General features: G+C 43.6%; 29 protein-coding genes. 9 read left to right on the plus strand and 20 right to left on the minus strand.

Annotation, left to right across the window (positions count from 1 at the left end; genetic code table 11):
- Nucleotides 1-107: 107 nt before the first annotated feature.
- From cshA to PUN35_RS12310, 3 genes are all read right to left on the minus strand, one after another.
- Nucleotides 108-1,592: a degradosome RNA helicase CshA gene (gene cshA / locus PUN35_RS12300; protein WP_003246685.1), complete on the minus strand. Its 1,485-nt coding sequence runs from the start codon at nucleotides 1,590-1,592 to the stop codon at nucleotides 108-110.
- Nucleotides 1,593-1,991: 399 nt separating this feature from the next.
- Complete coding sequence (locus PUN35_RS12305) at nucleotides 1,992-3,365, minus strand: UDP-N-acetylmuramoyl-tripeptide--D-alanyl-D-alanine ligase (protein ID WP_033882214.1); 1,374 nt, start codon at nucleotides 3,363-3,365, stop codon at nucleotides 1,992-1,994.
- Nucleotides 3,366-3,436: 71 nt separating this feature from the next.
- Nucleotides 3,437-4,522, minus strand: coding sequence for a D-alanine--D-alanine ligase (locus tag PUN35_RS12310; RefSeq protein WP_014475870.1), 1,086 nt, complete (start codon nucleotides 4,520-4,522; stop codon nucleotides 3,437-3,439).
- Between the two features lie 153 nt (nucleotides 4,523-4,675).
- Here PUN35_RS12310 and PUN35_RS12315 point away from each other — a divergent pair, with 153 nt between their 5' ends.
- Nucleotides 4,676-4,996, plus strand: coding sequence for a thioredoxin family protein (locus tag PUN35_RS12315; RefSeq protein ID WP_003234326.1), 321 nt, complete (start codon nucleotides 4,676-4,678; stop codon nucleotides 4,994-4,996).
- A gap of 14 nt (nucleotides 4,997-5,010) precedes the next feature.
- Here the strand turns inward: PUN35_RS12315 and PUN35_RS12320 are convergent, their stop codons facing one another.
- Complete coding sequence (locus tag PUN35_RS12320) at nucleotides 5,011-5,883, minus strand: cation diffusion facilitator family transporter (protein WP_014475869.1); 873 nt, start codon at nucleotides 5,881-5,883, stop codon at nucleotides 5,011-5,013.
- 247 nt (nucleotides 5,884-6,130) lie between these two features.
- Here PUN35_RS12320 and PUN35_RS12325 point away from each other — a divergent pair, with 247 nt between their 5' ends.
- Together PUN35_RS12325 and fbpB are read left to right on the plus strand one after the other, a co-directional pair.
- Nucleotides 6,131-6,295: a Fur-regulated basic protein FbpA gene (locus PUN35_RS12325; protein WP_014478893.1), complete on the plus strand. Its 165-nt coding sequence runs from the start codon at nucleotides 6,131-6,133 to the stop codon at nucleotides 6,293-6,295.
- The gene (fbpB, locus tag PUN35_RS12330; RefSeq protein ID WP_072592579.1) at nucleotides 6,249-6,428 is read left to right on the plus strand and encodes a Fur-regulated basic protein FbpB; all 180 of its coding nucleotides are present in this window, start codon (nucleotides 6,249-6,251) and stop codon (nucleotides 6,426-6,428) included. The genes PUN35_RS12325 and fbpB overlap by 47 nt, the downstream gene beginning before the upstream one ends.
- Nucleotides 6,429-6,451: 23 nt before the next feature.
- Here the strand turns inward: fbpB and PUN35_RS12335 are convergent, their stop codons facing one another.
- The 9 genes from PUN35_RS12335 to dctS form a co-directional block, all read right to left on the minus strand.
- Complete coding sequence (locus tag PUN35_RS12335) at nucleotides 6,452-7,597, minus strand: acyl-CoA dehydrogenase family protein (RefSeq protein ID WP_014478892.1); 1,146 nt, start codon at nucleotides 7,595-7,597, stop codon at nucleotides 6,452-6,454.
- 127 nt (nucleotides 7,598-7,724) lie between these two features.
- Nucleotides 7,725-8,060, minus strand: a complete 336-nt coding sequence (locus PUN35_RS12340; RefSeq protein WP_003225151.1) for a hypothetical protein — start codon at nucleotides 8,058-8,060, stop codon at nucleotides 7,725-7,727.
- Between the two features lie 94 nt (nucleotides 8,061-8,154).
- Nucleotides 8,155-8,895 carry an ABC transporter permease gene (locus tag PUN35_RS12345; protein ID WP_031600177.1) on the minus strand — a complete coding sequence of 247 codons (741 nt, stop codon included), beginning with the start codon at nucleotides 8,893-8,895 and terminating at the stop codon, nucleotides 8,155-8,157.
- 19 nt (nucleotides 8,896-8,914) lie between these two features.
- Nucleotides 8,915-9,841 (minus strand): ABC transporter ATP-binding protein, encoded by a 927-nt coding sequence (locus PUN35_RS12350; RefSeq protein WP_014478890.1) that lies wholly within the window; start codon nucleotides 9,839-9,841, stop codon nucleotides 8,915-8,917.
- Entirely contained in the window at nucleotides 9,834-9,998 is a 165-nt protein-coding gene (locus tag PUN35_RS12355) for a hypothetical protein (RefSeq protein WP_014475863.1), read from the minus strand. Before PUN35_RS12355 ends, PUN35_RS12350 begins: the two co-directional genes overlap by 8 nt.
- Nucleotides 9,999-10,120: 122 nt before the next feature.
- On the minus strand, nucleotides 10,121-11,173 hold the full coding sequence (locus PUN35_RS12360) for an AI-2E family transporter (RefSeq protein WP_014478889.1): 1,053 nt from the start codon (nucleotides 11,171-11,173) through the stop codon (nucleotides 10,121-10,123).
- Nucleotides 11,174-11,319: 146 nt separating this feature from the next.
- Nucleotides 11,320-12,585 carry a C4-dicarboxylate transporter DctP gene (gene dctP / locus PUN35_RS12365; protein WP_014475862.1) on the minus strand — a complete coding sequence of 422 codons (1,266 nt, stop codon included), beginning with the start codon at nucleotides 12,583-12,585 and terminating at the stop codon, nucleotides 11,320-11,322.
- A 120-nt stretch (nucleotides 12,586-12,705) separates the two neighbouring features.
- The gene (gene dctR / locus PUN35_RS12370) at nucleotides 12,706-13,386 is read right to left on the minus strand and encodes a two-component system response regulator DctR (protein WP_014478888.1); all 681 of its coding nucleotides are present in this window, start codon (nucleotides 13,384-13,386) and stop codon (nucleotides 12,706-12,708) included.
- Nucleotides 13,376-14,983, minus strand: a complete 1,608-nt coding sequence (dctS, locus tag PUN35_RS12375) for a two-component system sensor histidine kinase DctS (RefSeq protein ID WP_014478887.1) — start codon at nucleotides 14,981-14,983, stop codon at nucleotides 13,376-13,378. The genes dctR and dctS overlap by 11 nt, the downstream gene beginning before the upstream one ends.
- A 69-nt stretch (nucleotides 14,984-15,052) precedes the next feature.
- On the opposite strand from dctS, the gene dctB reads away from it, so the two are divergent.
- Complete coding sequence (dctB, locus tag PUN35_RS12380) at nucleotides 15,053-16,105, plus strand: C4-dicarboxylate TRAP transporter substrate-binding protein DctB (protein WP_014478886.1); 1,053 nt, start codon at nucleotides 15,053-15,055, stop codon at nucleotides 16,103-16,105.
- A gap of 85 nt (nucleotides 16,106-16,190) precedes the next feature.
- The gene (locus PUN35_RS12385) at nucleotides 16,191-17,012 is read left to right on the plus strand and encodes a manganese catalase (RefSeq protein WP_014478885.1); all 822 of its coding nucleotides are present in this window, start codon (nucleotides 16,191-16,193) and stop codon (nucleotides 17,010-17,012) included.
- A gap of 36 nt (nucleotides 17,013-17,048) precedes the next feature.
- Here PUN35_RS12385 and PUN35_RS12390 read toward each other — a convergent pair whose 3' ends face one another.
- The 4 genes from PUN35_RS12390 to PUN35_RS12405 all read right to left on the minus strand — a co-directional run bounded on the left by PUN35_RS12390 (nucleotide 17,049) and on the right by PUN35_RS12405 (nucleotide 19,192).
- The gene (locus PUN35_RS12390) at nucleotides 17,049-17,408 is read right to left on the minus strand and encodes a YdbC family protein (protein WP_014478884.1); all 360 of its coding nucleotides are present in this window, start codon (nucleotides 17,406-17,408) and stop codon (nucleotides 17,049-17,051) included.
- Nucleotides 17,402-17,743, minus strand: a complete 342-nt coding sequence (locus PUN35_RS12395) for a cupin domain-containing protein (protein ID WP_014478883.1) — start codon at nucleotides 17,741-17,743, stop codon at nucleotides 17,402-17,404. Before PUN35_RS12395 ends, PUN35_RS12390 begins: the two co-directional genes overlap by 7 nt.
- A gap of 130 nt (nucleotides 17,744-17,873) precedes the next feature.
- Entirely contained in the window at nucleotides 17,874-18,245 is a 372-nt protein-coding gene (gene gsiB / locus PUN35_RS12400; RefSeq protein WP_003246542.1) for a glucose starvation-inducible protein GsiB, read from the minus strand.
- A gap of 128 nt (nucleotides 18,246-18,373) precedes the next feature.
- Entirely contained in the window at nucleotides 18,374-19,192 is an 819-nt protein-coding gene (locus PUN35_RS12405; protein WP_014478880.1) for an EcsC family protein, read from the minus strand.
- Between the two features lie 117 nt (nucleotides 19,193-19,309).
- Between PUN35_RS12405 and PUN35_RS12410 the strand changes: the two genes are divergently transcribed.
- From PUN35_RS12410 to PUN35_RS12425, 4 genes are all read left to right on the plus strand, one after another.
- Nucleotides 19,310-19,762 (plus strand): DUF2188 domain-containing protein, encoded by a 453-nt coding sequence (locus tag PUN35_RS12410; RefSeq protein WP_033882208.1) that lies wholly within the window; start codon nucleotides 19,310-19,312, stop codon nucleotides 19,760-19,762.
- A gap of 77 nt (nucleotides 19,763-19,839) precedes the next feature.
- The gene (locus PUN35_RS12415; protein ID WP_003246519.1) at nucleotides 19,840-20,097 is read left to right on the plus strand and encodes a GlsB/YeaQ/YmgE family stress response membrane protein; all 258 of its coding nucleotides are present in this window, start codon (nucleotides 19,840-19,842) and stop codon (nucleotides 20,095-20,097) included.
- Between the two features lie 229 nt (nucleotides 20,098-20,326).
- Nucleotides 20,327-21,604: an Nramp family divalent metal transporter gene (locus tag PUN35_RS12420; protein ID WP_031600174.1), complete on the plus strand. Its 1,278-nt coding sequence runs from the start codon at nucleotides 20,327-20,329 to the stop codon at nucleotides 21,602-21,604.
- A gap of 102 nt (nucleotides 21,605-21,706) precedes the next feature.
- On the plus strand, nucleotides 21,707-21,973 hold the full coding sequence (locus tag PUN35_RS12425) for a hypothetical protein (protein WP_021481716.1): 267 nt from the start codon (nucleotides 21,707-21,709) through the stop codon (nucleotides 21,971-21,973).
- A 415-nt stretch (nucleotides 21,974-22,388) separates the two neighbouring features.
- On the opposite strand, the gene PUN35_RS12430 is transcribed toward PUN35_RS12425, so the two are convergent.
- From PUN35_RS12430 to PUN35_RS12440, 3 genes are read right to left on the minus strand one after another with little or no spacing between them, the layout of a single operon-like run.
- A complete protein-coding gene (locus tag PUN35_RS12430; protein ID WP_014478875.1) occupies nucleotides 22,389-23,351 on the minus strand; it encodes a hypothetical protein in 963 nt (320 codons plus the stop codon).
- An 8-nt stretch (nucleotides 23,352-23,359) separates the two neighbouring features.
- Nucleotides 23,360-23,953, minus strand: coding sequence for a DUF5819 family protein (locus PUN35_RS12435; protein WP_014478874.1), 594 nt, complete (start codon nucleotides 23,951-23,953; stop codon nucleotides 23,360-23,362).
- A gap of 44 nt (nucleotides 23,954-23,997) precedes the next feature.
- Nucleotides 23,998-24,363, minus strand: a complete 366-nt coding sequence (locus tag PUN35_RS12440) for a hypothetical protein (protein ID WP_014478873.1) — start codon at nucleotides 24,361-24,363, stop codon at nucleotides 23,998-24,000.
- Nucleotides 24,364-24,386: the final 23 nt, after the last annotated feature.

The raw sequence follows: 24,386 nt of genomic DNA on the forward strand, positions 1-24,386 counted from the left end.
AAGCATACAGAGAAAAATGGCTTCCGTCAGCTGAAAGTTTGCTGAATAACAAATCGCGAACATAAAAAAGCCCAAAACATCATGTTTTGGGCTCTCGATCGATCAAATTAGTAAGATTTTTTCTGGCGTCTGTCACCTGAAGAACGGCGATCGTTTGAACGCTTTTTGTCATAGGAAGAACGGTTGTTGCTTTTCCCTTTTCCGCCGCGGTAGCCGCCGCCTTGACCGTCTCTGCGTTTAGAAGAGCGCTGGTTCTTGTAGCGTTTGCTGACCATCGGCGCTTCGTCTGTTAAGCGAACCGGTGTGTCGTCTGGCTCTTTAGTAGCCATTTTGATAGCCGCCGCAACCACTGTTACTGCATCATGATCTTCAAGCAGCTCAGCTGCCGCTGTCATGTAGAAGTTCAGGTTGTTTTCACTGATTGTTGTGCGAAGACGTTCAACAGTAACCTGTTGCTGGCCTTCTAACGCTTCATCAAGTGTAGGCTCCTTCATGCGGTCCATTTTGCGTTTTGTTGTTTGTTCAATTGCGCGAAGCATGCTTTTCTCACGCGGTGTAATGAACGTCATCGCCATACCTGTTTTTCCTGCACGGCCCGTTCTTCCGATACGGTGAACGTAGCTTTCAGGATCTTGAGGCACGTCGAAGTTGTATACGTGTGTAACACCTGAGATATCAAGTCCGCGAGCGGCAACATCAGTTGCGACAAGAACTTCGATTGCGCCTTCTTTAAATTTACGAAGCGCAACCATACGTTTCGCCTGCGTTAAGTCACCGTGAATTCCTTCAGCTGCATATCCGCGAAGGTTCAGGGCTTCAGCCAGTTCATCGACACGGCGTTTTGTACGTCCGAATACGATCGCAAGCTCAGGAGACTGAATGTCAAGAAGACGAGTCAGTGTATCGAATTTTTTGCGTTCTTGCACTTCCAAATAGAACTGCTGAATGTTAGAAACCGTCATTTCTTTCGCTTTTACTTTTACGTGTTCCGGCTCAGTCATAAAGCGCTCTGCAATGCGTTTGATCGGCGCAGGCATTGTGGCAGAGAACAGAAGTGTCTGATGCTCGCTTGGCACGTTTGAAAGGATAGATTCAATATCATCAATGAATCCCATGTTCAGCATTTCATCCGCTTCATCCATTACAACAGTATTTACATTGTTTAAACGAATGGTGCGGCGATTGATGTGGTCAAGAAGACGTCCAGGTGTTCCGACAATAATATTCGGATTCTTCTTTAACGCCCGGATTTGCCGTCCAATATCCTGTCCGCCGTAAATAGGAAGAACCTTCGCACGTTTATCTTGTCCGATTTTATACAATTCTTCAGATACTTGAATGGCTAATTCACGGGTTGGCGCGATTACGATTGCTTGAATATTAGGAGACTCGGGGTTAATTTTTTCAACAAGGGGTATACCAAACGCAGCTGTTTTACCTGTACCTGTTTGCGCTTGTCCAATGACGTCTTTATTTGAAAGTCCGAGCGGTATCGTTTGTGCCTGAATCGGTGTTGCTTCTTCAAATCCCATACGATTAATTGCTTTCATGAGATCAGAACTTAAATTAAAATCTTGAAACGTTATAGTCAAATTATTCAAACTCCTTCTAATTGCTGTTTCAGTAATGTCGTGATTTACCACTTATAAAACTGCCCTTTAGACAAGAAGGACAGGATCCATCCGTATACAAAGCCCGAATTACTTTAAGTTTTATCTTACCATTACACTATTTGTTTTTCAATAAGATGAGAAGCAGATCGGCATCTCGAATATGCCGGCTGCTGCTCCATCCGCTCCCAAGAATCCAGCGGAGAACTTCGGGTCACGATGAAAAGTCCGGACGAATATGTTCGTATCGCGAAATAACCTATATATATTGTATCATAGCCGCAGCCGGCCAGATATACATAATTTTCGGCCGGCATACATTAGTGTTTGCATATCATGTTATTTTATGATGCAATATGCGTTTTTTCGCAAAATATTTTCTTATGAAAGCGGGCTCTCTATTAAATCTTTAACGATTTCTTCAAGCTTCATACCTCTGGACGCTTTGAATAAAATCAAATCGCCTTTTGATGCGTTTTCCTTCACAGCTTGGAGGAGATCTTTTTTCTCAGTGTAATGGCTGACGCGGTCTTTCTCAAATTGTTTCAGGGCGCCTTCCGCGATAAAAGCTCCCAGTTTTCCGTACGTAAAGACGCGGTCAATTTTATCAGGGCTGATCACAGCGCCGCACTCTTTATGGAACGTTTCTTCAAGATCGCCGAGTTCAAGCATATCACCGAGCACGAGCATTTTTTTGCCGTAGCCTTCGAGGCTTTCTGTCAATTGAATTGCAGCTTTCATGGAAGTCGGGCTCGCATTATAAGCGTCATTGATTATCGAAAGGCCGCTGTCTGTTTTGATGAGTTCAAGTCTCATCCCGGTTACCTTTAGGCCGCTCAGTCCTTTTGCCGCACCCTCAGGCGTGATGCCAAAATAAGCCCCTGCAGCAATCGCTGCCATGGCGTTCATCACATTGTGCTTGCCGAGTATCGGAATAAAAAACGTGTTTTCTATCCCTTTGATTGTAAAATGGGTTCCTTCCTCACTCTGGCTGACATCCTGAAGCTGATAATCATTATGCGCTCCCGTCCCGTACGTTTTCGTCTGGCAGCTGTATGCATTTTGAAGAAGCGGTTCGTCCCCGATATAAATCAACACTCCGTCTTCTTTAAGCCCGTTAATGATTTCAAGCTTCGCCTCCGCGATGCCCTCTCTAGAGCCAAGGTCTTGCATATGCGATTCGCCGATATTCGTAATCACTGCCGCATCCGGGTTTGCCAGGCGGCTCAAGAGGTCAATTTCTCCTTTGGCGCTCATTCCCATCTCCAATACGGCGATCTCCGTATTTTCAGGCATCGCTAAAACTGTCAGCGGCAAACCGATATGATTATTGAAGTTTCCTCCAGTTTTGTGGACGCGGTACTGGGTCCCCAGTACGGCGTGAATCATATCTTTTGTTGTCGTTTTGCCATTGCTTCCGGTTACTCCGATGACACGCGTGCCAAGCTCCTGCAAATAGGCTTTTGCAAGCTGCTGAAGTGCAGTAAGGGTATCATCCACTAAAATGACGGCGTGATTCTCGGGCGGATTTGGTACTGACCGATCCCAAAGAACAGCCGCTACACCAGCTTCAAAAGCCTGCTCCACAAAAGTGTGGCCGTCAAAACGTTCCCCTTTCAACGGAATGAAGAGCTGATGTTGTTCCAGTTTTCTTGTATCGGTTGCCACTCCATGAATGACTGTTTGTTCATATTGCGGATTTGTTAGTGTGCCTTTAACCATTTCGGCAATGTTTTTTACTGTTCGCTTAATCAAGTAAGGTCCCTCTCTTTCTTTTGTATATACGGGAAAAAACACTGCCCTTTTACCGGCAGTGTCCTTCTTCATTAGAATGTATGCTTAATCAATTGTTTTTCAGCGTGGCGTTCTTTTGCAAGCTCCACAAGCTGTTCAATCAGGTCAGCATATTCCACTCCGGCTTCTTTCCAGAGCAGCGGGAACATGCTGAAAGGTGTAAAGCCAGGCATTGTGTTGACTTCATTGATCAGAACTTCGCCGTCAGCTGTCAGGAAAAAGTCCGCTCTGACGAGTCCTGAACCATCGATCGCTTTAAACGCCTTGATCGCCATATCACTGATTGTAGCGTATTCCTCATCGGTCACAATTGCCGGAATCATCAGATCAGTATCTCCATCCTCATATTTCGCTTTGTAATCGTAGAAATCTGTCTTCGGTGCGATTTCTCCCACAACAGAGCATTTAGGATCGTCATTTCCAAGAACGCCGATCTCAATCTCGCGGCCGTTAATTCCTTCTTCAACGACGACTTTGCGGTCATATTGGAAAGCAAGCTCAAACGCTTTTTGCAGTTCTTCACGGTTTCGGCATTTGCTGATTCCAACACTTGAGCCGAGGTTCGCCGGTTTTACGAAGCAAGGGTAGCCTAATTCCTGTTCAACCTGCTCACAGCTTTCTTTCGGAGAACGAGTCCAGTCTTTCTTAAGGAAAGCTGCGTATTTAGCCTGAGCAAGGCCAGCCTGCGCAAATAAATGTTTCATGACAACTTTATCCATCCCAGCTGAGGAAGCAAGCACTCCGTTGCCGACATAAGGAATGTTCAACAGCTCAAGCATTCCCTGGATCGTACCGTCTTCTCCATTCGGTCCGTGGAGGAGCGGGAATACGACGTCGATGGCTTCATTTTGCTGTGACGCTTCCTGCGGAAACATCTCCTGGTTCAGGGCAGCTGGAGAAAAAGCACTGCCTCCTTGCTCAAATTGAAGCATTTTCACATTTGAAACAGGCTCAGTTAAACGGGCGCCTCTTACCCATTCGCCTTTTTCTGTTATATAAATCGGATGTATATCAAACTTCTCAGTATTTAGCGCTTTGATTACAGCCAGAGCCGTCTGCAGGGAAACATTATGTTCTGCCGACTTTCCTCCGTACACTAATCCTAGACTTGTTTTCAATGGATACTCCCCCCACTACAATTCATCTTTACTATCTTATCATTTTCACCGGAAAATGATCTAATTATTTTTGTGCATGCTGATGTTGAATGCATTTGTATGTAATTCCTTTTTATTTTATATTAAAATGGCATTGAAAAGGAGATGTGACATATGAAAAAAATCACAACAAACGAACAATTTAATGAACTGATTCAATCTGATAAAGAAATCATTGTAAAGTTTTATGCTGATTGGTGCCCAGACTGCACACGCATGAATATGTTCATCGGCGATATTTTGGAAGAGTACAACCAAAACGATTGGTATGAGCTGAATAAGGACGAGCTTCCTGACCTGGCTGAAAAATACCAAGTAATGGGCATTCCCAGCCTGCTTATTTTCAAGAACGGTGAAAAAACAGCTCACCTTCACAGCGCCAATGCCAAAACGCCTGAAGAAGTGACTGAATTTTTATCTGAACATATAAGCTAATTCGTTAAACAGCCTTATTTTATGTCGTCGGGCTCTACATGAACATGAACATGAGTGACATCGTGTTCATGTTTTATTTTGTCTTCTACTTCATCCGCCACTCCATGGCCTTCTTCTACTGTAAGCTTCGGATCAACCGTAATCACCATCTCGATATGAACTGTACTGCCTAAATACCTCGCTTTCACATCCTTTAGGCGATGCACATTTTCAATCCTGCCGACGGTCTGTTTGTAAGGCTCAAGATCTTTTAAATGGAAGCCGTCTGTTAAGGAATGTGAAGCGTCTTTAAAGATATCCCACGCAGTTTTGCAAATGATGATGCCGATGATAAAAGCCGTTACCGGATCAATCCACGGCAGCTTCAGCTGGGACGAAAAAACACCGATAAACGCGCCGGCACTTACAAAAGCGTCTGACCTGCTGTCCTTTGCCGCTGCCATCAGGGCAGAGCTTTTAATGGACGCTGCCAGCCTTTTGTTATATAAATAGATGCCATACATAAACACAGCACTGCCTAACGCCGTCCATGCCGCGATAAGATTTGGCGTTTCCGTTGTGCCGCCCGCAATCGCTTTTCCTCCGCCGATTAACACTTCAATGCCGACTGCCATCATAATAAAAGACGCAACAAGAGACGAAATTGTTTCAGCCCGATAATGGCCGTATGGATGATCGCTGTCAGCCGGTCTTTGAGAAATCCGCAATCCTATCAGCACTGCTACTGACGCAACAATATCTGTTCCATTATTTAACCCGTCTGCTCTCAGCGCTTCAGAATGATATAGAATCCCGATGACTAGCTTTACAACAGCAAGAATGACATATGCAAAAATATTGAGGAGCGCCCCTTTTTCTCCCTTTTTCAGATTTTCTGTCCGCTCCATTGAATACCAGCCTCCATTCTATTACATAGTATGGTTCAAAACATGAAAAATAGCAGGGTGCGTTCAATGAAGCGGAATATTTCGACAGCAAATTATTGCCCGGGAAACTTTTTGTCGATTTGTTGAATGTTTGTAAATTGGTGAAAGAATAGGACTGTTTTCACCTTTACAGGCGATCGGTGACATTGTATACTGAAGTTAATTGATAATGATTATCAATATCGTTTGATTGGAGGTTGGTGACACAATGACACCTCAGTCTGCAGAAATCAGAAAAAAACAGCTCATTCATCTGTTAATACAGAATGGTATATACAAAAAGTCAAAGCGTCATCTGTATGAATTGTCGCTGACGGAGTTAGAAAGTGAATACAACCATGTCAGGAGGGCGCCGGAGCATGCCGAAGCGTAAAGTGAAAACTTACCAACAGCTGATTCAGGAAAACAAAGAGGCGATTATGGGCAATCCAAAGCTGATGAACGTTATTTATGACAGGATCGACCGCAAGCATCAAAAAAATCTGCAAGAGCAAAACAATACATAAAAAGAGCCGGTAAGGCTCTTTTTTTATGACTCAAACGCTTCAGCCGCCAGCTTGTGTATCACGGCGTCATCCATCGGCGGGTTGTGAAGACCGGCGCGCACATCACGGTAATAGCGCTGAAGCGGGTTGGTTCGTTCCAGGCTTTTGGCCCCGACAATTCTCATCGCTTTATCAACAACAGACAGCGCAGCGTTTGTGACGATATGCTTAGCCGCACCGAGCTCGCTTGTCAAGTGTGGACGCCGCTCCGGATCGTCATACAATTGAGCGATATGGAAAAGAAAGTGTCTGGCATTGAGCAGTTCAAGCTCCATTTCGCCTGTTCTTTGCTGTACGGCCGGGACATTCTTGATCGGTCCATTCAAGCTGTTTGGAGAATACTCAGATGCAAATTGCACTGCATAGTCACGAGCAGCTTGAGCCACACCAAGATAAATCGCCGGAATGTGAAGCAGCCAGCCATTCGGCTTAGCTCCGCGAGGCCCTTGAAGCAGTTCCACCAGCTTATTCTCATCAAGCATGACTTCGTTCAGTACAAGGTCATGGCTCCCAGACGCCCGCATCGCCATCATATCCCACGTTTCTTCAATCGACAAGCCGGGATCATCTTTATGAATGAGAAACACGCCTGTTGTTTGTTTGTCCTCAATCCATGCGGTTACTAAAAAATAATCCAGAGCCTGTGACATCGTCGTAAAGGTTTTTCTCCCGTTCACTGCCCATTTGCCATCCTTTTTGACGGCGTGTGTACCGGGACGCCCTCCTCTTGTCGGGCTTCCGGTTTTCGCTTCAGTCGCCGCCCTGTTAATGACGGCTCCGTTTTGGACTTCCTTGGCAACAAATGCAAATACGTCTTCATCCCAGCTGTTGCCTTCTCCAAGCTCCCCGATCACGCTCAAATGCCAGCCGATGCTAAGAGCCGTCGGAGCATCTCCCCGTGCAAGCCGCTCTTGAAACAGGAGCATATCGTAAACAGAAATGCCCCCTCCGCCATGAGATGCCGGCAATGTTAATGCTGTATACCCAGCATCACGCAGTTTTTGTATTTTCTCTGCAGGAAAACGTCCCTGTTCGTCATCTTCAGCAGCAGTTTGCTGAAATTCATCCGCAATCCGTCCGATTTTCTCCATCCATTGCCGCTGTTGATCGTTTTGTATAAATAATGACATCCGGCAGCCCCCCAGTTTTAATTCCGATAAATTTAATATGTATTATAGATTTCCTGCCATTTTTCCGCAACTGTTAACCTTTTGCCCAGTATAGAAAAACACACCGTTCCCCAAGGGAACAGCGCGATTACACAGGATTTGCATCCCGGTCTTGTTTCATGCCGAGATAAATCAGCATATATGTCAGGTAACCCATCGTCATCACCAGGCCGCCAAAGAAAAAGCTTGAGAAAATCGGCTCTTCAAAAGCGGTCACTGCGGCCAACACAATCCAGCTGGCATACAGATAGATGATAAAATAGCGGATGCCCGTCTTCATTTTATATATCATGTACAGTCCCACGAGAGAAAACAACCCAAGCGCGAGCCTGAAATAAACAAGATGTTCAAACTGAAACATGAATGACACAAATGAGAATCCAAGCAGCAATACAATCGGTAAAGCGGTAATAAAGTTCCTCAATCGAGACACCTCCGTCAGTACCTTTAGTATAAACCAAAATATCAAATGATATTGATTTACGTGAGCTTTTTCACAAAAATGTCATTCCTTGCCTTTAGACCCGAACATCCCGTTTACAGAAGCACCACCAGCCAACAACGATGAAGAATATGGCATGTATGATGAGAATTCCAATTGAGAACAATGGCGTCATGCCTGAAAACAACGCTGTCTCTCCGCTTCCGTATTGCGTAAAGTCTGTGTTCGCAAAAAGCAAAAAGCTGCCCCACTTGTTTTCAAACAACTTCATGAGCTGAACAAGTGTACTCGCTCCGTATAAAACGACAAAAGAAACAACAACTGCTACCGCGCTGTTGCGGAACAGCGAAGAACAAAGCAGCCCGAATAATCCCATCATTACAGCTTCAAGCCAGTTTGACCCGATCAGCGCCAAAGTGTTGACCAGCAATGTCTTTGATTCCGCAGTCACCGATGTGCCAAAAAACACGAGACCGAATAATAATGCCAGAATGTAGTATGCCAAATACAAATAGAAGCTGACCATCACGACTGTGATTAATTTTGACCAAAAGACCTTTTGGCGTTTAACCGGACGAATGAGCAAAAATTTGATCGTCTTTTTATCAAATTCCATCGAAACAATTGTTGCTGCAATTACGATCGTTAAAGCCTGCAGCAAAATGTTCAGGCTCGGTGTATACGATAAATAGCCGATGAAGTTTTCATCTGTTCCGGCACTGATGACAATCCGTTTAATGATCAATGCCATGAAGAATTGAAAGACAGCCATCAGGATAAGGGAAACCAAAGTGACCTTCCGATTAAAAAGTTTCATATGTTCATTCCAAATTAATTTAGACAAGCTCTTCTCCCTCCTCTTGATGAGCTGTTGTCGCTTTTATAAATTCGTCTTCCAGTGACTGCGTGTAAGGCGTAATGGAAAATACATTCAGATCTTGTCCGACAAGTGATCGGTTCAGCTCCGGTATGTTTTCTTTTGCCACCTCAACTACAATCGTCCCGTCTTGGCTCTCAGCTTGATATTGATTGCCTGTCAGCCAATTGAGCGCTTTTTCTTGCGGCTGCACTTCTATAATCGCTTTTTCTGTGGTTTGGCCAGTTCCTTGTAAGCTGACTTCCGCTTTGATCTCACCTTTTTGAATGATAATGACACGGTCGCACAAGTCTTCAACCTCGCGCAATAAATGAGTGGCGAACAGGACAGCTGTTCCTTCCATTTCTGCGAGCTCTTTAATATGATCGCGAAAATCCTTCATCCCCGCAGGGTCTAGGCCGTTTGTCGGTTCATCTAGAATGAGGAGCTTCGGCCGGTGAAGAATTGCCTGGGCGATCCCCAGACGCTGGCGCATCCCAAGGGAATAGGTTTTTACCTTATCATGAATCGCTGACGTCAGCCCGACACGTTCCACCACTTCATCAAGCCGTTCATCCGCTATTTTTTTGTGCATATTCGCAAAGTGCTTGAGGTTTTCCCAGCCTGTCAGGTACGGATAGAACTCAGGGTTCTCAACAATCGCTCCAACCGCTTCCATCGCTTTTTCAAACTCTGTATCATGCTGGAATCCGCTGATTGTCACGCTTCCGCTGTTTTGTTTCAGCAGCCCGACGATGATACGGATGAGTGTTGTTTTTCCGGAACCATTCGGACCGAGTAGGCCGATGATTTCACCCTCCATGACATCCATGCTGATCTGTTTTAAAATCTGTTTAGACCCAATCTTTTTATCGAGGCCTTCAATATGTAAAATCGGCTCAGCCATAAAGCCTTCCTCCTTTTTCGACAAAAAATAAACAGTGCCCAACATTAGGCACTGTTTGTATTATAGCATTTGTTGCTTCCAAATGTTTGGTTAAACCGATGATGAGCGTTTGCTCCGACTGTTTGTTCTTTTCAGTTTCTGTAATGATGACAGGCATTGTCACCTGTTGTGTACACCACTGTGCGAAGCAATATCAAGCGCCGCCGATTCCGAATCTTAATCTCATGTCCTGAACAGGCACCGGCAGATTGAGGCACACTCATTATTCGATTTTACAAACTACTTTTTATCGCTATTCTCTCGGGGTCCTTTAGACCTATCTTCCTTGTTGGTGACATCCAGAATATCAAGGAGAAACACAAAGATCGGAATCCCGATAATTAAACCCCAAATGCCGAAAAAGTGTTCAGAGAAAATGAGTACAGTGAAGGTGAAAAAGATTGGCAGCTCTGTTTTCGCCGACATCAGCTTCGGATTTAAGAAATATGTTTCGATCGCATGAATGGCGAATATGACAAGGACAATGTAGAGCACATACATTCCGCCGCCAGTGCTGTAGGCGATAATGCTGAGCGGAATCAGGGAAATGACGACGCCTGCTACAGGGATCAACCCAAGGAAGAACACCATAATCGAAAGCCCAAACAGCTGCGGAAAATGCATAATCCAAAGCGCGATAAACGTCAGAATACAGTTGACGAGCGCAATGATAAATTGAGCCTCGAGCACCTTGCCGAACGTTCTTGCAAATTTGCTTCCAAAAAAAGCAATTTCCTCATAAAAGACCCTCAGTTTGCTCGTTTTAAATTTCGCCATGAATTCAGAAAGCCGTTTTTTCTCAAATAAGAAAAACATGCTGAGAATGAGCGCCATCACGACCTGCAAGCCGAATGTGCTGATATCGGCCAGATACGTATACACTACATTGAAGCCTTCTTTGACATATGAACTGATGTTAATATCTCCGAAGACACTGGTGATCTCATCAAAGAAAGGGATGCTGTCAGGGTGATACGCAATATGTTTAATCTGCTTAACCAGCTGCTGGATCTGCGCCGCGACGACCGGATAAAACACAAAGCCCCCGACTGTAAGCAGCACAGCCAGCAAAATGTAAAGAAACGTAATGACAACCCGCTGGCTCACGCGGAAGAACCGGCTTACAAACTGCCGCACGACAAGCTCCAAACGATCCATTAGAAATGTGAAAATAAAGGTAAGCAATATTAAGTTGATCATGCTCTTAAATAGATATAACACACCAGTTAACACGACAAAGATGGAGAAACGCCTTACTCCCGGGTGCTGAAAAAATTTAACTAAAGCGGCCATTTATACACTCCTGTTAGGACAAACGTCCTTCATTCAATATAGTATCCATTTGTAAATTATATAACAAAAAAATGCTGAGGTCTCTGTCCTTACCTTAATAATTCTTAAACAATTAAAAAACGGCCCCATGGATGGGCCGTTTTTTTTCAGACTGCTGTTTTCATTTTTTTCATGCCTTCAACAGCCTCTACGCTTTTTGCTTCATCAAATTCATTTTCGCTTTTGGCAACAATGATCGTGGCGATTCCGTTTCCGATTAGGTTCACAATGGCTCTTCCTTCACTCATGAAACGGTCGACCCCGAGCAGGAGTGCAAGACCCTCCAGCGGAATGACCTGCAGCGCTGACAGCGTTGAGGCAAGGACGATAAATCCGCTTCCTGTCACACCTGCCGCTCCCTTCGATGTCAGCATCAGAACGAGGATAATCGTAATTTGCTGGCCGATGCTGAGGTCTACTCCAAACACCTGTGCCAGAAAGACAGTCGCCATTGATAAATAAATGGATGTGCCGTCGAGGTTAAACGAATAGCCCGTCGGAATAACTAGCCCGACAACGGATTTGGAACAGCCGTAGCGCTCCATTTTATCCATCATACGCGGAAGCACCGATTCGGAAGAGCTTGTGCCAAGCACGATCAGAAGCTCATCCTTAATGAAGCGAAGGTAATTCCACAGGCTGAATCCGTAAAGCTTGCAGATGATATTTAAAGCAACAAATACGAACAGGAACATCGTAATATAAACAGACATCATTAAGCTTGCCAGCGGTTTGATGGAATCGAGCCCGAAGTGTCCGATTGTATACGCCATCGCCCCGAATGCCCCGATTGGCGCGGCACGCATAATGTAGCCGATAATTTTGAAAAAAACGTGAGAAACCTTGTCGAAGAAATCAATGACGCTTTTCCCTTTTTCGCCTAATGCCGCAAGACCCACTCCGAAAAGAATAGAAAAGAATAAGACCTGCAAAATGTCCCCTTTTGCGAAGGCATCAACCATATTGGATGGAACAATGTGTGTAACAAATTCAATCCAGTCGATTCCCTGACCGCCATTTTGCGTGTATTGTGATACATCTCCCTTTTCAAGCTTGCTGTAATCAAGACCCGCACCCGGCTTCATAATATTGACGACAAATAAACCGATAATGAGTGCGAGGGTGGTGACAACCTCGAAATAGATAAACGCTTTTCCCCCTACTTTTCCAACCTTCTTCATATCGCCCATTTTTGCAATCCCGAGAACGATTGTGAAGAAAATAATTGGTGCGATCACCATTTTAACAGCGTTGATAAATGTATCGCCAAGCGGTTTCATTTCTTTGCCGACATCCGGCCAGACCAGCCCGACAATGACCCCGATGATGACCGCGGTTATGACCTGAACTGTTAAATTTTTAAACAGTTTCATATCCTTCATCCCCCTGTCCTATTCGCCTTTTGTGTCTTTCTTACTATAATGATAGCGTTTTCATAACGTCTGGGGAAGTTTATGATCATAACGGACATTTTGGTCTTTTTGGTCTCAGGTTTATCCTTTTAACACGTAGCGGTTGACCGGCCGGCCGACTCCGCCGTATTGAACGTCCAATTTGATGATCCCGGTTTTTTCTAAGTAATCAAGATATCGTCTGGCTGTCACTCTGGCGATGCCGAGAGCCTTGGCGACCTCTTCAGCAGAAAGGGATGCGGTTTGCTGTTTCAAAAAAGCAGTGACTTCATTCATCGTGAAGTGATTCAACCCTTTCGGCAGATCCTGTACGGCCTGCTGCGGAATATTCAGGATCGCATCGAGCTGTTCCTGGGACAGCGTATCATTCGCTTCGATTTTTTGTTTATATTGCTTGTACTTTTCGAGCGCCTGTCTCATTCGCTCAAGCTTAAACGGCTTTAAGATATAGTCAATCGCTCCGTTTTGCAGCATGAGTGAGATCGTTTCCTTGTCTTTTGCAGCGGAGACGACAATGACATCCACTTCAAGCTTTTGCTTTCTGATCTCCTGCAAGGTCTTGATGCCGTCTTTTTTCGGCATGTACACATCGAGAATGACGAGATCCGGCTGTTCTTCTTTAATCAGCTTCATGCCTTCCTCTCCGTTTCCTGCCGTTGCACAGACAGTAACGCCTTTAACAGTTGTAATGAAATCCTTATTGACCTCTTGAACCATCGGATCGTCTTCAATGAGCAGAACCTTCCATTCTTTACGAGCCATGCTGTGCTTCCTCCCCCTTCATTGGAAAAACGATAGAAAAAGATGTCCCCTGCTCCGCATGTGAATCAACTTCTATCGCGCCCGATCCTTTGTCTATGATTTGTTTCACTAGATACAGGCCATAGCCTGTGCCGCCAGTTTTATTGACCGTAAAACCTTTGTCGTAAAGGCGAGGCATATGTGCCGGATCAATTCCGCAGCCGTTATCTTCTATTAAAATAGCAAGGATATCATCTGTTTGTTCGATACTAATGTCAATTCGTTTGTCTTCAGATTGAACGGTTTCAAATGAGCCGAAGGCATTTTCAATCAGATTCCCCAAAAGCACGACAATATCATGCTGATCAATATGCTCGGGAAATTGCTGAAGACTGCTGTTTTCATCTATATGAACAGCAATGCCGAGCTCTCTTCCCCTTCTGATTTTACTTAATAGAAGGCCTGCCGCTGCGTCATTTTGAATCGAGCGGTGCAGAAATTCAGTCACATTTTCCTGCTCAGTTGACGCCTGGAATGCAAGCTGCAAGGCTTTTTCAGATTTCCCCAGCTGGATGAGACCGGCTATCGTGTGCAGCTTATTCATATGCTCATGGTTTTGGACACGGAGCGCCTCCACAAAGTTTCTGACACCAGTCAATTCCTCTGCCATCTTGGCCGCTTCCGTTCTGTCCTGAAAAATCGCGACGGCGCCGATCACTTTTTTCTTCATGACGATCGGAATTCTGCTGCTCATGATGACTTTTCCGCTGACACGGATTTCTTCATTATAAACTGCTTTGTTCCGCTCCACGATTTCGGGCAGGCGCGAATCCTTGAGAACCTCCCAAATCACCTTGCCGATCAGATCCCCCTGCACTTCAAAGATCTGTTTCGCTTTTTCATTGAAAATCGTAATGATGAGACGATTGTCAATGGCAATCACCCCTTCATTCATCGAGTGAAACGTCGCTGTCCGTTCTTCATACATTCGGACAATCTCATGGGGTTCAAGCTGAAACATTTGTTTTTTGATATGGCGGGCCAGCAAAAAGGAACCAGCAAGGCCGAAGCCGAGTGTCAGCACAACGATGAAGGCGATATCACGCTTTAAATGAAGCAGGATGTCAGCGATCCCCGGCAGCGTTTTTCCGACAAGCACCACGCCTATTTGGTTCAAGTCTTGATCCTTAACCGGATAAAAAGCGCGAACCGCCGTGCCGATCTCGCCCTTTGCTTCAGAGAAATAAATGTGCTCCGCAAACGCTGCCTCCTCGTCTGCACCTTCTGATTTTTTGCCGATGCTTGTGCTGACAGGATGCGTATATCGGATGTGATTCATATCCATGACGACAATATAGTCTGCTTCATTAATCATCCTGATTTCTTCAACCGCATGGCGAACAGCTTCTGTTTGTTTTTTTCGCGCCAAGGCTTCTTTCACTTCTGTCATCTCTGACACCGTCCGGGCCGTATTCATCAGCCGCTTTTTCAGCTCCCGCTCCTCTGTATGCTGAATGTTGCCGATGAGCACAATGCCGCCGATCAAAAAGGAGAAAATGACGAGTATATAGGATAAGATCGTGATTTTCCAACGGATTGAGAGCTTCTTTTTGTTCATCAGCTTCTCCTTTCAGGTCTTTACGAATGTCATTGCCCCCATTATCCTTAACATAGGGGAGGGCTTTTCATGAAGAGTTTGCTTGCATGTCTCGCACTGATGATCGCTGGAATTGCAACCGCTTTATTTATTGGATTCCATGATCATACAGGCAATAAAAAGATTGTTTATGATGACGAACAGGAAGGCCTGCAGGATCAAATCGTGTTTAAATTCAGCCACGTGGTTGCTGAAAATACGCCAAAAGGGCTGGCCGCCAATAAATTCGCTGATTTGGTGAACGAAAAATCAGGCGGGAAAATAAAAATAGAAGTATTTCCGAATGGAAGCCTGTACTCGGACATTGAAGAAATTGAAGCATTGCAAAACGGCGATGTTCAATTTATCGCCCCCTCCACATCGAAGCTCGGCATGCTCTCGCCTGAATGGGGAGTGCTGGATCTGCCGTATGCATTTACAGATTACAACGCCGTCAAAAAAGGGCTGAACGGAAGCATCGGCACACAGCTGTTTGATTCTCTAAAGAAAAACCAATTAAAAGGACTGGCCTATTGGACGAACGGCTTTAAGCAAATCACAACAAATCAAGGGCCGGTCAAAACACCGGATGATTTAAAAGGGCAGGATCTGCGCATTATGCAAAGCGATGTGATTGAGGATCAGTTCAAGCTGCTTGGCGCAACACCTCATCAGGAATCCTTCAATTCTACCTTTCAGCTGTTAGAAAACAATGTAGTCGATGGCGAAGAAAATACAATTTCAAACATCTATTCTAAAAAATTTTATAATGTTCAGGACTATTTGACAATAAGCAGCCACGGTTACCTCGGCTACGCTGTCATGACTGATGAACACTTCTGGAAGGCGCAAACACCAGAAACAAGACGCATTTTGACTGAAGCGATGAAGGAGACGACGGAGTGGAATGAAACGTATGCCGAACAAATGAACAAGGAGCAGCTGGAAGAAATCAAAAAGAATTCTGCTATACATATTTATGAGCTGTCAGATAAAGAGAAACAAGAATGGATGAAGCGTCTTGACCCTGTTTACCGGCAGTATGAGCCCATCTTCGGGCGGGAGCTGATCCGGAAACTGTTGGAGCTGCGAAAAGATTCATAGTTCCCATCTCGATACGCTGTTTTTCGTTTATCTTTCTATCGATCGGAAATATAAAAAGAGATAAACGAAAAAAGGAGATGGGTACATGTTTAAGCACACAAAAATGCTGCAGCATCCTGCTAAACCAGATCGTCCAGATCCATTATTCGCTAAAAAAATGCAAGAAATTTTAGGCGGGCAATTCGGAGAAATTTCAGTTGCCATGCAGTACTTATTTCAAGGCTGGAACACAAGAGGAAATGAAAAATACAAGGACTTGCTGATGGATACGGCAACCGAGGAGCTCGGGCATGTTGAAATGATTGCAACAATGATTGCCAGACTTCTTGAGGATGCACCTCTTGATCAGCAGGAAAAAGCTGCTGAAGATCCGGTCATCGGCTCCATCCTAGGCGGCATGAACCCTCACCATGCGATTGTATCAGGACTTGGCGCCATGCCTGAAAGCAGTACAGGCGTACCTTGGAGCGGCGGTTATATCGTAGCAAGCGGAAACCTGCTGGCAGACTTCCGCGCCAACCTGAATGCGGAATCTCAGGGCCGTCTGCAGGTCGCACGCCTGTTTGAAATGACGGATGACAAAGGCGTCAAAGATATGCTCAGCTTCCTGCTGGCGCGTGACACGATGCACCAAAATCAATGGCTTGCCGCCATTAAAGAATTAGAAGCACAGGAAGGTCCGGTTGTGCCGGGTACATTCCCGAAAGCGCTCGAAAAACAAGAGTTCTCACATCAGCTTATCAATTTCTCTGAAGGCGAAGAAAGCGCCCAGCAAAACTGGCTGAATGAAAAAGCGCCGGACGGAGAAGCCTTTGAATATGTGAAAGAAGCAAAAACGTTTGGAGAAAAACCGGAGTTAAAACCAACACCGCCTTTTGTTCATAATACACTTCCGGGACGCGAATAAAGAGACAAGCCCAAAACATGATGTTTTGGGCTTTGATTATGCCTTCAGAACCGTCCAGTTTGGTTCGTACCGGATATCGGGGTTATGTAACAGATCGTGAACGAACGGTTTATCCTCTTCGTACACCGTCACCTCTATCGAAAGAATTACTGCCTTCTGATCGTTTTCCTCGTATATGCTGTCATGTTCGTTCTCCATAAAATGATCATAGGCTTCTCTGTTTTCCCATACACTGATGATTTCTGCGGTGAGCGGCTCGTCTATCGTTTTTCGCCAGCCGCCGGCCTGTTTGATAAAGCCGCTTATATGCGATAATGCTCCCCACTGTGACTGCGCTTTTGCAAATGCTTCAGCGTTTGCAGCGTCTACTTCACATATCACCTTTTTGATTAGCATGGCTGCTCCTCTATGATGACGGTTTCGGCTTGTTTATGCTCCACACAGAGATTTACCGTTCTGACGTAAGAGCGTGTGCGGTGAACCGTGCCTTTCGGGATCAGCAGGCTGTCATTTGTTTTGAGCACCGCGGTTTCTTTGTCCTTAAAATCGATCAGCAGCTCCCCTTCAAGAACAATAAACAATTCGTCTGAGTCAGGGTGATGGTGCCAGTCATATTCTCCCGTAAACACCGCAAGGCGCACGCAGTGGTCGTTGACCTCTGAGATTGAAAAATTGGCGTGCTTTTCTTTGACTTCATTTGCGATGGCGAGCAAGTTTTGCATCTTGGACATTAGCGAAAACCCCTTTTTCACTTATTGTATCGCAATAGCGGCATAAATTGAGAAGATTCCAAAAAAAGCGATCCAGCTGATGTGCCGGATCGCTTTTTTATTTACAGGTTGTCTTCCTTTATGCTTTTGATTAGTCGTTGTTGCGGGCGTTTCCGCCTTTTGAGCCAATTTCTTGGTAGAATTCTTTATCATGATTTTTGCTTGTTGCCTCTCCGCCTTTTCGGCCGATTTCTTGATAGAATTCTTTGTCATGGTTTTCGCTAGTGGCTTCTCCGCCTTTTTCACCGATTTCTTGATAGAACTCTTTGTCATGATTCTTGCTAGTGGCTTCTCCGCCTTTTTCGCCGATTTCCTGATAGAATTCTTTGTCATGGTTTTTGCTAGTGGCTTCTCCGCCTTTTTGACCAATCTCTTGATAGAATTCTTTGTCATGGTTCTTGCTTGTTGTTTCTCCGCCTTTTCTACCTGCTTCTTCTCTGCTCATTTTGTTATTATCTGCCATTTTGAATTCCTCCTTTAATTGGTGTTGGTTGTTGTATTCCCGCTCACAATTCTTTTAAACAAACAAAAGACATTGGGTATGTTTCCACTAAAAAAAGCAGGCGGATCGCGGTGTCCGTCTGCTTTCTGCTATTCCATCTCTCGTTCTGTTTCTTTCAGTCGTTCAAGAATGCGCCTCTTTTTGTACAGCATCATGCCTGTCTCGGTAATGTCGTTTAATGTTGAGCGATTGGCAGCGGCGCCAAAAACCATTCCGGCAACCGGCACCATCTGGAAAAGTTTTTTCCAGCCAAACGTGTCTCGATAGCCCAAAACGACTTCTCGCCAGCCTTGGATTTGAGAAGCGACATTCTTATATGTACGGTCTTGATCGTAGTGTTTTAATTCCTGCAAAATCGATCTTTTGCCGACAACATCAGCCGACGTCAGCTGCAGGCATTTCACAATGAAGACGCGTTCTTTTTTCTCCTTTGGGTCATAGCCGTATGCGACTGCGATATCCTGTAATGTTTTTAGTGATAAGCCAAGCACTGCCGGAATGTCTGCCGCCAGCGTAAACACGCCGCCCACACCGGTTGTCGCGCCTTGAACGGTTGCTGCGTTGGTTCTGTTTTTGCCCATTCCTTCCGCAATTTCATCCATGACAGGAAGAGGCGCTTTCCGGATGTCCTCCAGCGATTCAAAGATCTCCTCCGGCAGTTTCTTTTGAAACATCCTGATAATCTGTTTTTCAGATGTCAGGTACTGTCCGCCTGTTTGAACAAAGCTGCCGACCTCATCCAAGAGCTTGCCGATCTTTTTCTGGATGAATTCCGGTGTCAGCTTGTCCAGCAGCTGAAACGGGAGACGGCTGAGCTTTTCCCAAAACCAGACTTTTTGCTGATCTTTTTCCCATTTCTCTATCTCTTTTAATTGCTGATGTAAGTCTTCTTTTCGTTCTGTTGGCACCCAACCCGCACTTCCCTTCCGTTTTTTCTACTATATAGTATACCTTCATTTTTTCGGATGCGTTTTTATTTTTCACCTGCGGGTACCATTTTTATAAAAGGAAAAGGAGTGATAGACATGCCTTGGTCGATGAAGGATTATCCTGCTTCATTAAAAAATCTTGAGAAGCCGGTGAGAAAAAAGGCGATAGACATTGCGAATGCGATGATTGATGAAGGCTATGAGGAAGAGCGCGCGATTCCAATTGCGACAAGCAAAGCGAAGGAATGGGCGGAAAACGCCTCTACAGATGAAATTGATGATTTCCTGACGCATGATGATGAGACAGAACGCGATGCTGATCCAAGCAGCGGCAGCGGCCCCGAGCTCATGAATAAAGCAGAGCATGTTATTAAGCATAAAAAAGGCTGGGCAGTCAAAGCCGAGGGCGCCAAACGCGTGTCTGAAATCAAGGATACAAAGAAAGAAGCGATTGAACGGGCAAAGGAAATCGCGGCGCATAAAGGCACTGAGGTCATTGTTCATTTAGCTGACGGCAGTGTGCAGAGAAAGATTAAAACAGGATCATAAAGGAATATGCTTTTAAGTGTTTCGAAATGATCAGGAGCGGTTATTGATTGGTAAATCATTTATGAGAGGTGATCATGATGCTTAGCTTTTTGGTTTCATTAGTTGTTGCTATTGTTATCGGATTAATTGGGAGCGCCATTGTAGGAAACCGGCTGCCGGGAGGAATTTTCGGCTCTATGATTGCCGGGCTGATCGGCGCTTGGATCGGGCACGGACTTCTTGGCACATGGGGACCGAGCCTCGCCGGCTTTGCTATTTTCCCGGCCATCATCGGGGCAGCCATCTTCGTATTCTTGCTGGGCCTTATATTCCGCGGGCTGCGGAAGGAAGCCTAGACTCATTAGATACAGAAGGCATCGTTTCGAACTGAAACGATGTCTTTTTATATGGGACCTTATTCCGAATCCCTACATATCATGTTACATAACAGGGAAAAATTCAGAAGTGTATTTTGAACATTTTCGGTTGACAAGAAACCGGGATGGTCATATGATGTAGATAAAATAATTTGCCATAAGGAAACTCTTTGTTGTACGGCAAAAACAAACAGAATTCAGGTGAGACATGATGAACAAGGACATCACAGCACAATCTCCCCGTTCCAAAGCCGTCCAAGATGCGCTTGACGGGAAAATCAGAGGATTCAGAGGGCTGCTCCCTTTTCTCGGCCCTGCATTTATAGCAGCCATTGCCTATATTGATCCCGGCAACTTCGCAACGAATATTTCGGCGGGTTCTAAATACGGATATATGCTCTTATGGGTGATCTTATTTTCTAATATCATGGCCCTTTTAATTCAATCCCTATCCGCCAAACTCGGTATTGCGACAGGCAAAAATCTGCCTGAGGTTGCCCGTGAAGAATTCCCGAAGCCTGTCTCGATCGGATTATGGATTCAGGGCGAGCTTGTCATTATCGCAACTGACCTGGCGGAATTTATCGGAGCGGCTCTGGGACTGTATTTGCTGTTCGGCATGCCGATGCTTGAAGCGTCTATTATTGCGGCGATCGGTTCTTTCGCGATATTGGAGCTTCAGCGCCGCGGTTATCGCTCACTTGAAGCCGGTATTGCCGGTATGCTGTTTGTGGTCGTGATCGCCTTTGCGCTGCAGACCTTTTTCGCAAAGCCTGATGCCGTGTCAGTGATGAAGGGCCTTTTTGTCCCGGCGTTTCATGGCACCGACAGTGTGCTTCTTGCAGCGGGTATTCTTGGCGCAACTGTTATGCCGCACGCCATTTATTTACACTCTGCCCTTACACAGCGGCGGGTGGTTGGCAAAACTGATGCAGAACGGAAAAAAATCTTTAGGTTTGAATTTATTGATATTTTAATAGCGATGCTGATTGCAGGGGCTATTAATGCAAGTATGCTGATTGTGGCTGCCGCATTATTCTTCAAAAACGGCCTGTTTGTTGAGGATCTCGACGTCGCATTTCAGCAATTCGGACATCTTGTCAGTCCTATGTCTGCGGCTTTATTCGGGATCGGGCTGCTCGTTGCCGGTCTATCCAGTTCGTCTGTCGGTACACTTTCAGGCGACGTGATTATGCAAGGATTTATCAACTACCGCATTCCGCTGTATGTACGGCGTTTTATCACGATCATTCCGCCGATCTTGATCATCGCGTCAGGTGTTAATCCGACGACCGCTCTCGTACTGAGCCAGGTCGTGCTGTCCTTCGGGATCGCCTTTGCCCTCATTCCGCTTATTATGTTTACAAGCAATAAACGGATCATGGGATCTCTGATCAACGCCAAATGGGTCACAGTGGTGTCTTGGCTGATTGCTGTATTGATCGTTGCTTTGAATGTGTTTTTAATTGTAGATACGTTTCGATAAAAAACCGGCTTCTAAAGCCGGTTTTTATTTTTTCGCAAAAGCTCATTGATACCCTTTTTGACAGAAATTTGTTATGATAGAAGAAAAATCGGAGTTTTGATGATGTCAGTATTTATTCTGTTTTATTTGTGGATTGTTCCTATCGTTATCGGCATTTTATGTTCTGTTGCTGCCCATAGATCCAAGGGAAAAATGAGAGTCGCGCCCGGCATTGCCATGATCGTGCTCAGTATTATTTCCCTAATCACGGCGTTTACGGCCGGACACACAAATTTCCACGTGTTTATCGGCGGCATGTTTTTATTCGGCACCTTCTTGGTCGGTTCTGCTTTTCCTTTCTTCTTCGGGCTGAAGAAAAAAGAGAAATAAGCTTATAATGAGAAGAGTTCTGTAAGATTTGATAAGAATAAACATACAAGGACAAAAATAATTGACTAGGTAAAATTAAGACTGCCGACTCACATCGACAGTCTTTTAACTATACAATTGTATTTATTTCGTGTTAATTAACAAAAACAAGAAGTCCTTAAGATTAGCTAAAAATAAAAACAAATAACAAAATAGCACTACTCCACTTAATCGTTTATTTTTGAAAAATATGCACTTGTCATTTTGTCCTTTTTTTGCATAGTTATAATCGTGATAACAAGCGTAGATCATTCCAATTGATCCGATTAAATAAATAATAATCTTAATGTAATCAAACATAAAACCCCTTCCCCCTAAATTGGATTGAAAAGACATAATAATTATAACAGTCTGACATTAACATTTAAACGATATTTTAAATGGTGGGATTTCTTAACTTTTGGTTGAAAATATTCCTAAACTTCAGTTTAAACTTATCATAAATTCGTGATAAAAACTTGTACAATTTCCTATACTCCGTATCCGTTATAAACAATAAATCAAGGGCTATCATTATAACACCAAATTGAAGAAGACCCATAAATATAATTATAGATAAATGAAAAAGAATTGAACCTATAAGCAGGGGAATTTTAAAATACCTATTCCAAACTAATATTGGAAACATTAGCTGGAGAAACAATGCTGAGTATGTTCCTAATACTAGAAGATAAGGGTTATCAATAACGAGATTTGTAAACCCTTTGTTTATACTATATTCATCAACCTGTAGTATATAGTAAAGTGCGGTCCCATGGGTCCACATTTTTCCTTGCGCTTTGTTAAAGCCCGCAAAAAAATAAAGTAAAGACACTTGAATCATTGAAATCATCACTGAGAAATTGTGAATAATAATAGTAACTTTAGACTTTTCTTTCGAACGGGATTCAGTATGAATAGTAAAAAACTCACCTAAGGATGCAAAAATAAGATACAACATAATAAGAATAAGAATATTATTACCACCGTCATGTATGTAAGGATTCCTTTGATATAAAGACCAAACCCAAATAAAATTTATGATGCTGACTACTCTCATTTTATACCCTAATATATACAGAGTATTAATGACTATTCCACTTATAAAAATAAACTCAAAATATAACTGTGAGTCACTAAAAAGATATAGAGAAGTAAAACCATAAGCTTCAAAGCATTTTTCAAATGAATAAAAAGCATTAGGTCCCCATATTTCATTCCTTTGAGCAAAGTGAATTAAATAAGTAAACATAATATGTAATCCAATAAATATCCTTAAGATGCTTGAACCTATTAAATAATGCATTTTATTTGACATTAAATGATTAAAATTTCTGAACTTATTTAAAATAATTTTCAAATTAAATCTCATTCCTTTGTTAGTAAATTGATATGGGGGAACTGCTGTACATTAAATTTTGACTTCCCCTTCTTTCCATACTCAGGAAACGATTCTATAGACAACTTAACATCTAATGATTCTAATTTTACTTTCTTACTTCTCTCTATTTTTTTCACAGCTATACTAGATATAATTTGGATGTACTCGTTCTCAATTAATTGTTTATTCTTCTTTTTATCATTCAGCTTTAGATACGGTTGAACCTCAAAGACAGCACCAGAAAGCGCAGTTTTCATTAATCTGTTTGGTGAAAATAAATTGTTTTTAATGTCTGCATTATAACTTTCTGTAATATCTATCCACTCAGTATATTCTTTTTGTCCTTTATTATTTGTAAAGACCCCCCTGCAGATAATATTGTTATTTGTGCTTACCGGATCTGGGGCAAATAATTGCCAGTTTTGAGTGAATAATGGATTCATATACGTTGAAATTAATTTCTCATGCTTAAAGTTAACAGGATTTAACGGCAAGTTATACATTATCATTATTATTGTATGGAATACTACTAATAAAGAAAGGAACAAAACAAGTAAATTATATTTCCTCTTTGTCTTCAAATTATACAACCTCCATTTGAAAAGGAAGGGAGGCCCCTTCCTTTTTACCTACCAAATTCCGCAACTTCTGAAATATCAATATCCTTGTGATCTTGAGGATTCACTATATAACATGCATATTTTCTAGCAGGAGCTGCACTATATATAGATTGTGCATTAGCTTTGTTTGCTTGTTTTCCCAACCAATTTCCAGCGGCTTTAATGCCATCATAAACTGCTGCACTAACAATACCGGCAGCAACTCCAGCAGCAAATGCATTTTTTGTTGTGTATTCATCTTCACCAGTATTTAATTCAATATGTTTTACCTGTTTAATATGCTCTGGTGCAGCTTGCGTTGTATAAGAATTCGCAAAAAATGTTACTCCTAATACCCCTATTGAAATTGTACTAAATAACTTTTTTTTCATAATCTAATTCCCCTTATACTTAT

The sequence above is a fragment of the Bacillus sp. N3378-2at genome (assembly GCF_033412715.1).
Lineage (GTDB): Bacteria > Bacillota > Bacilli > Bacillales > Bacillaceae > Bacillus > Bacillus subtilis.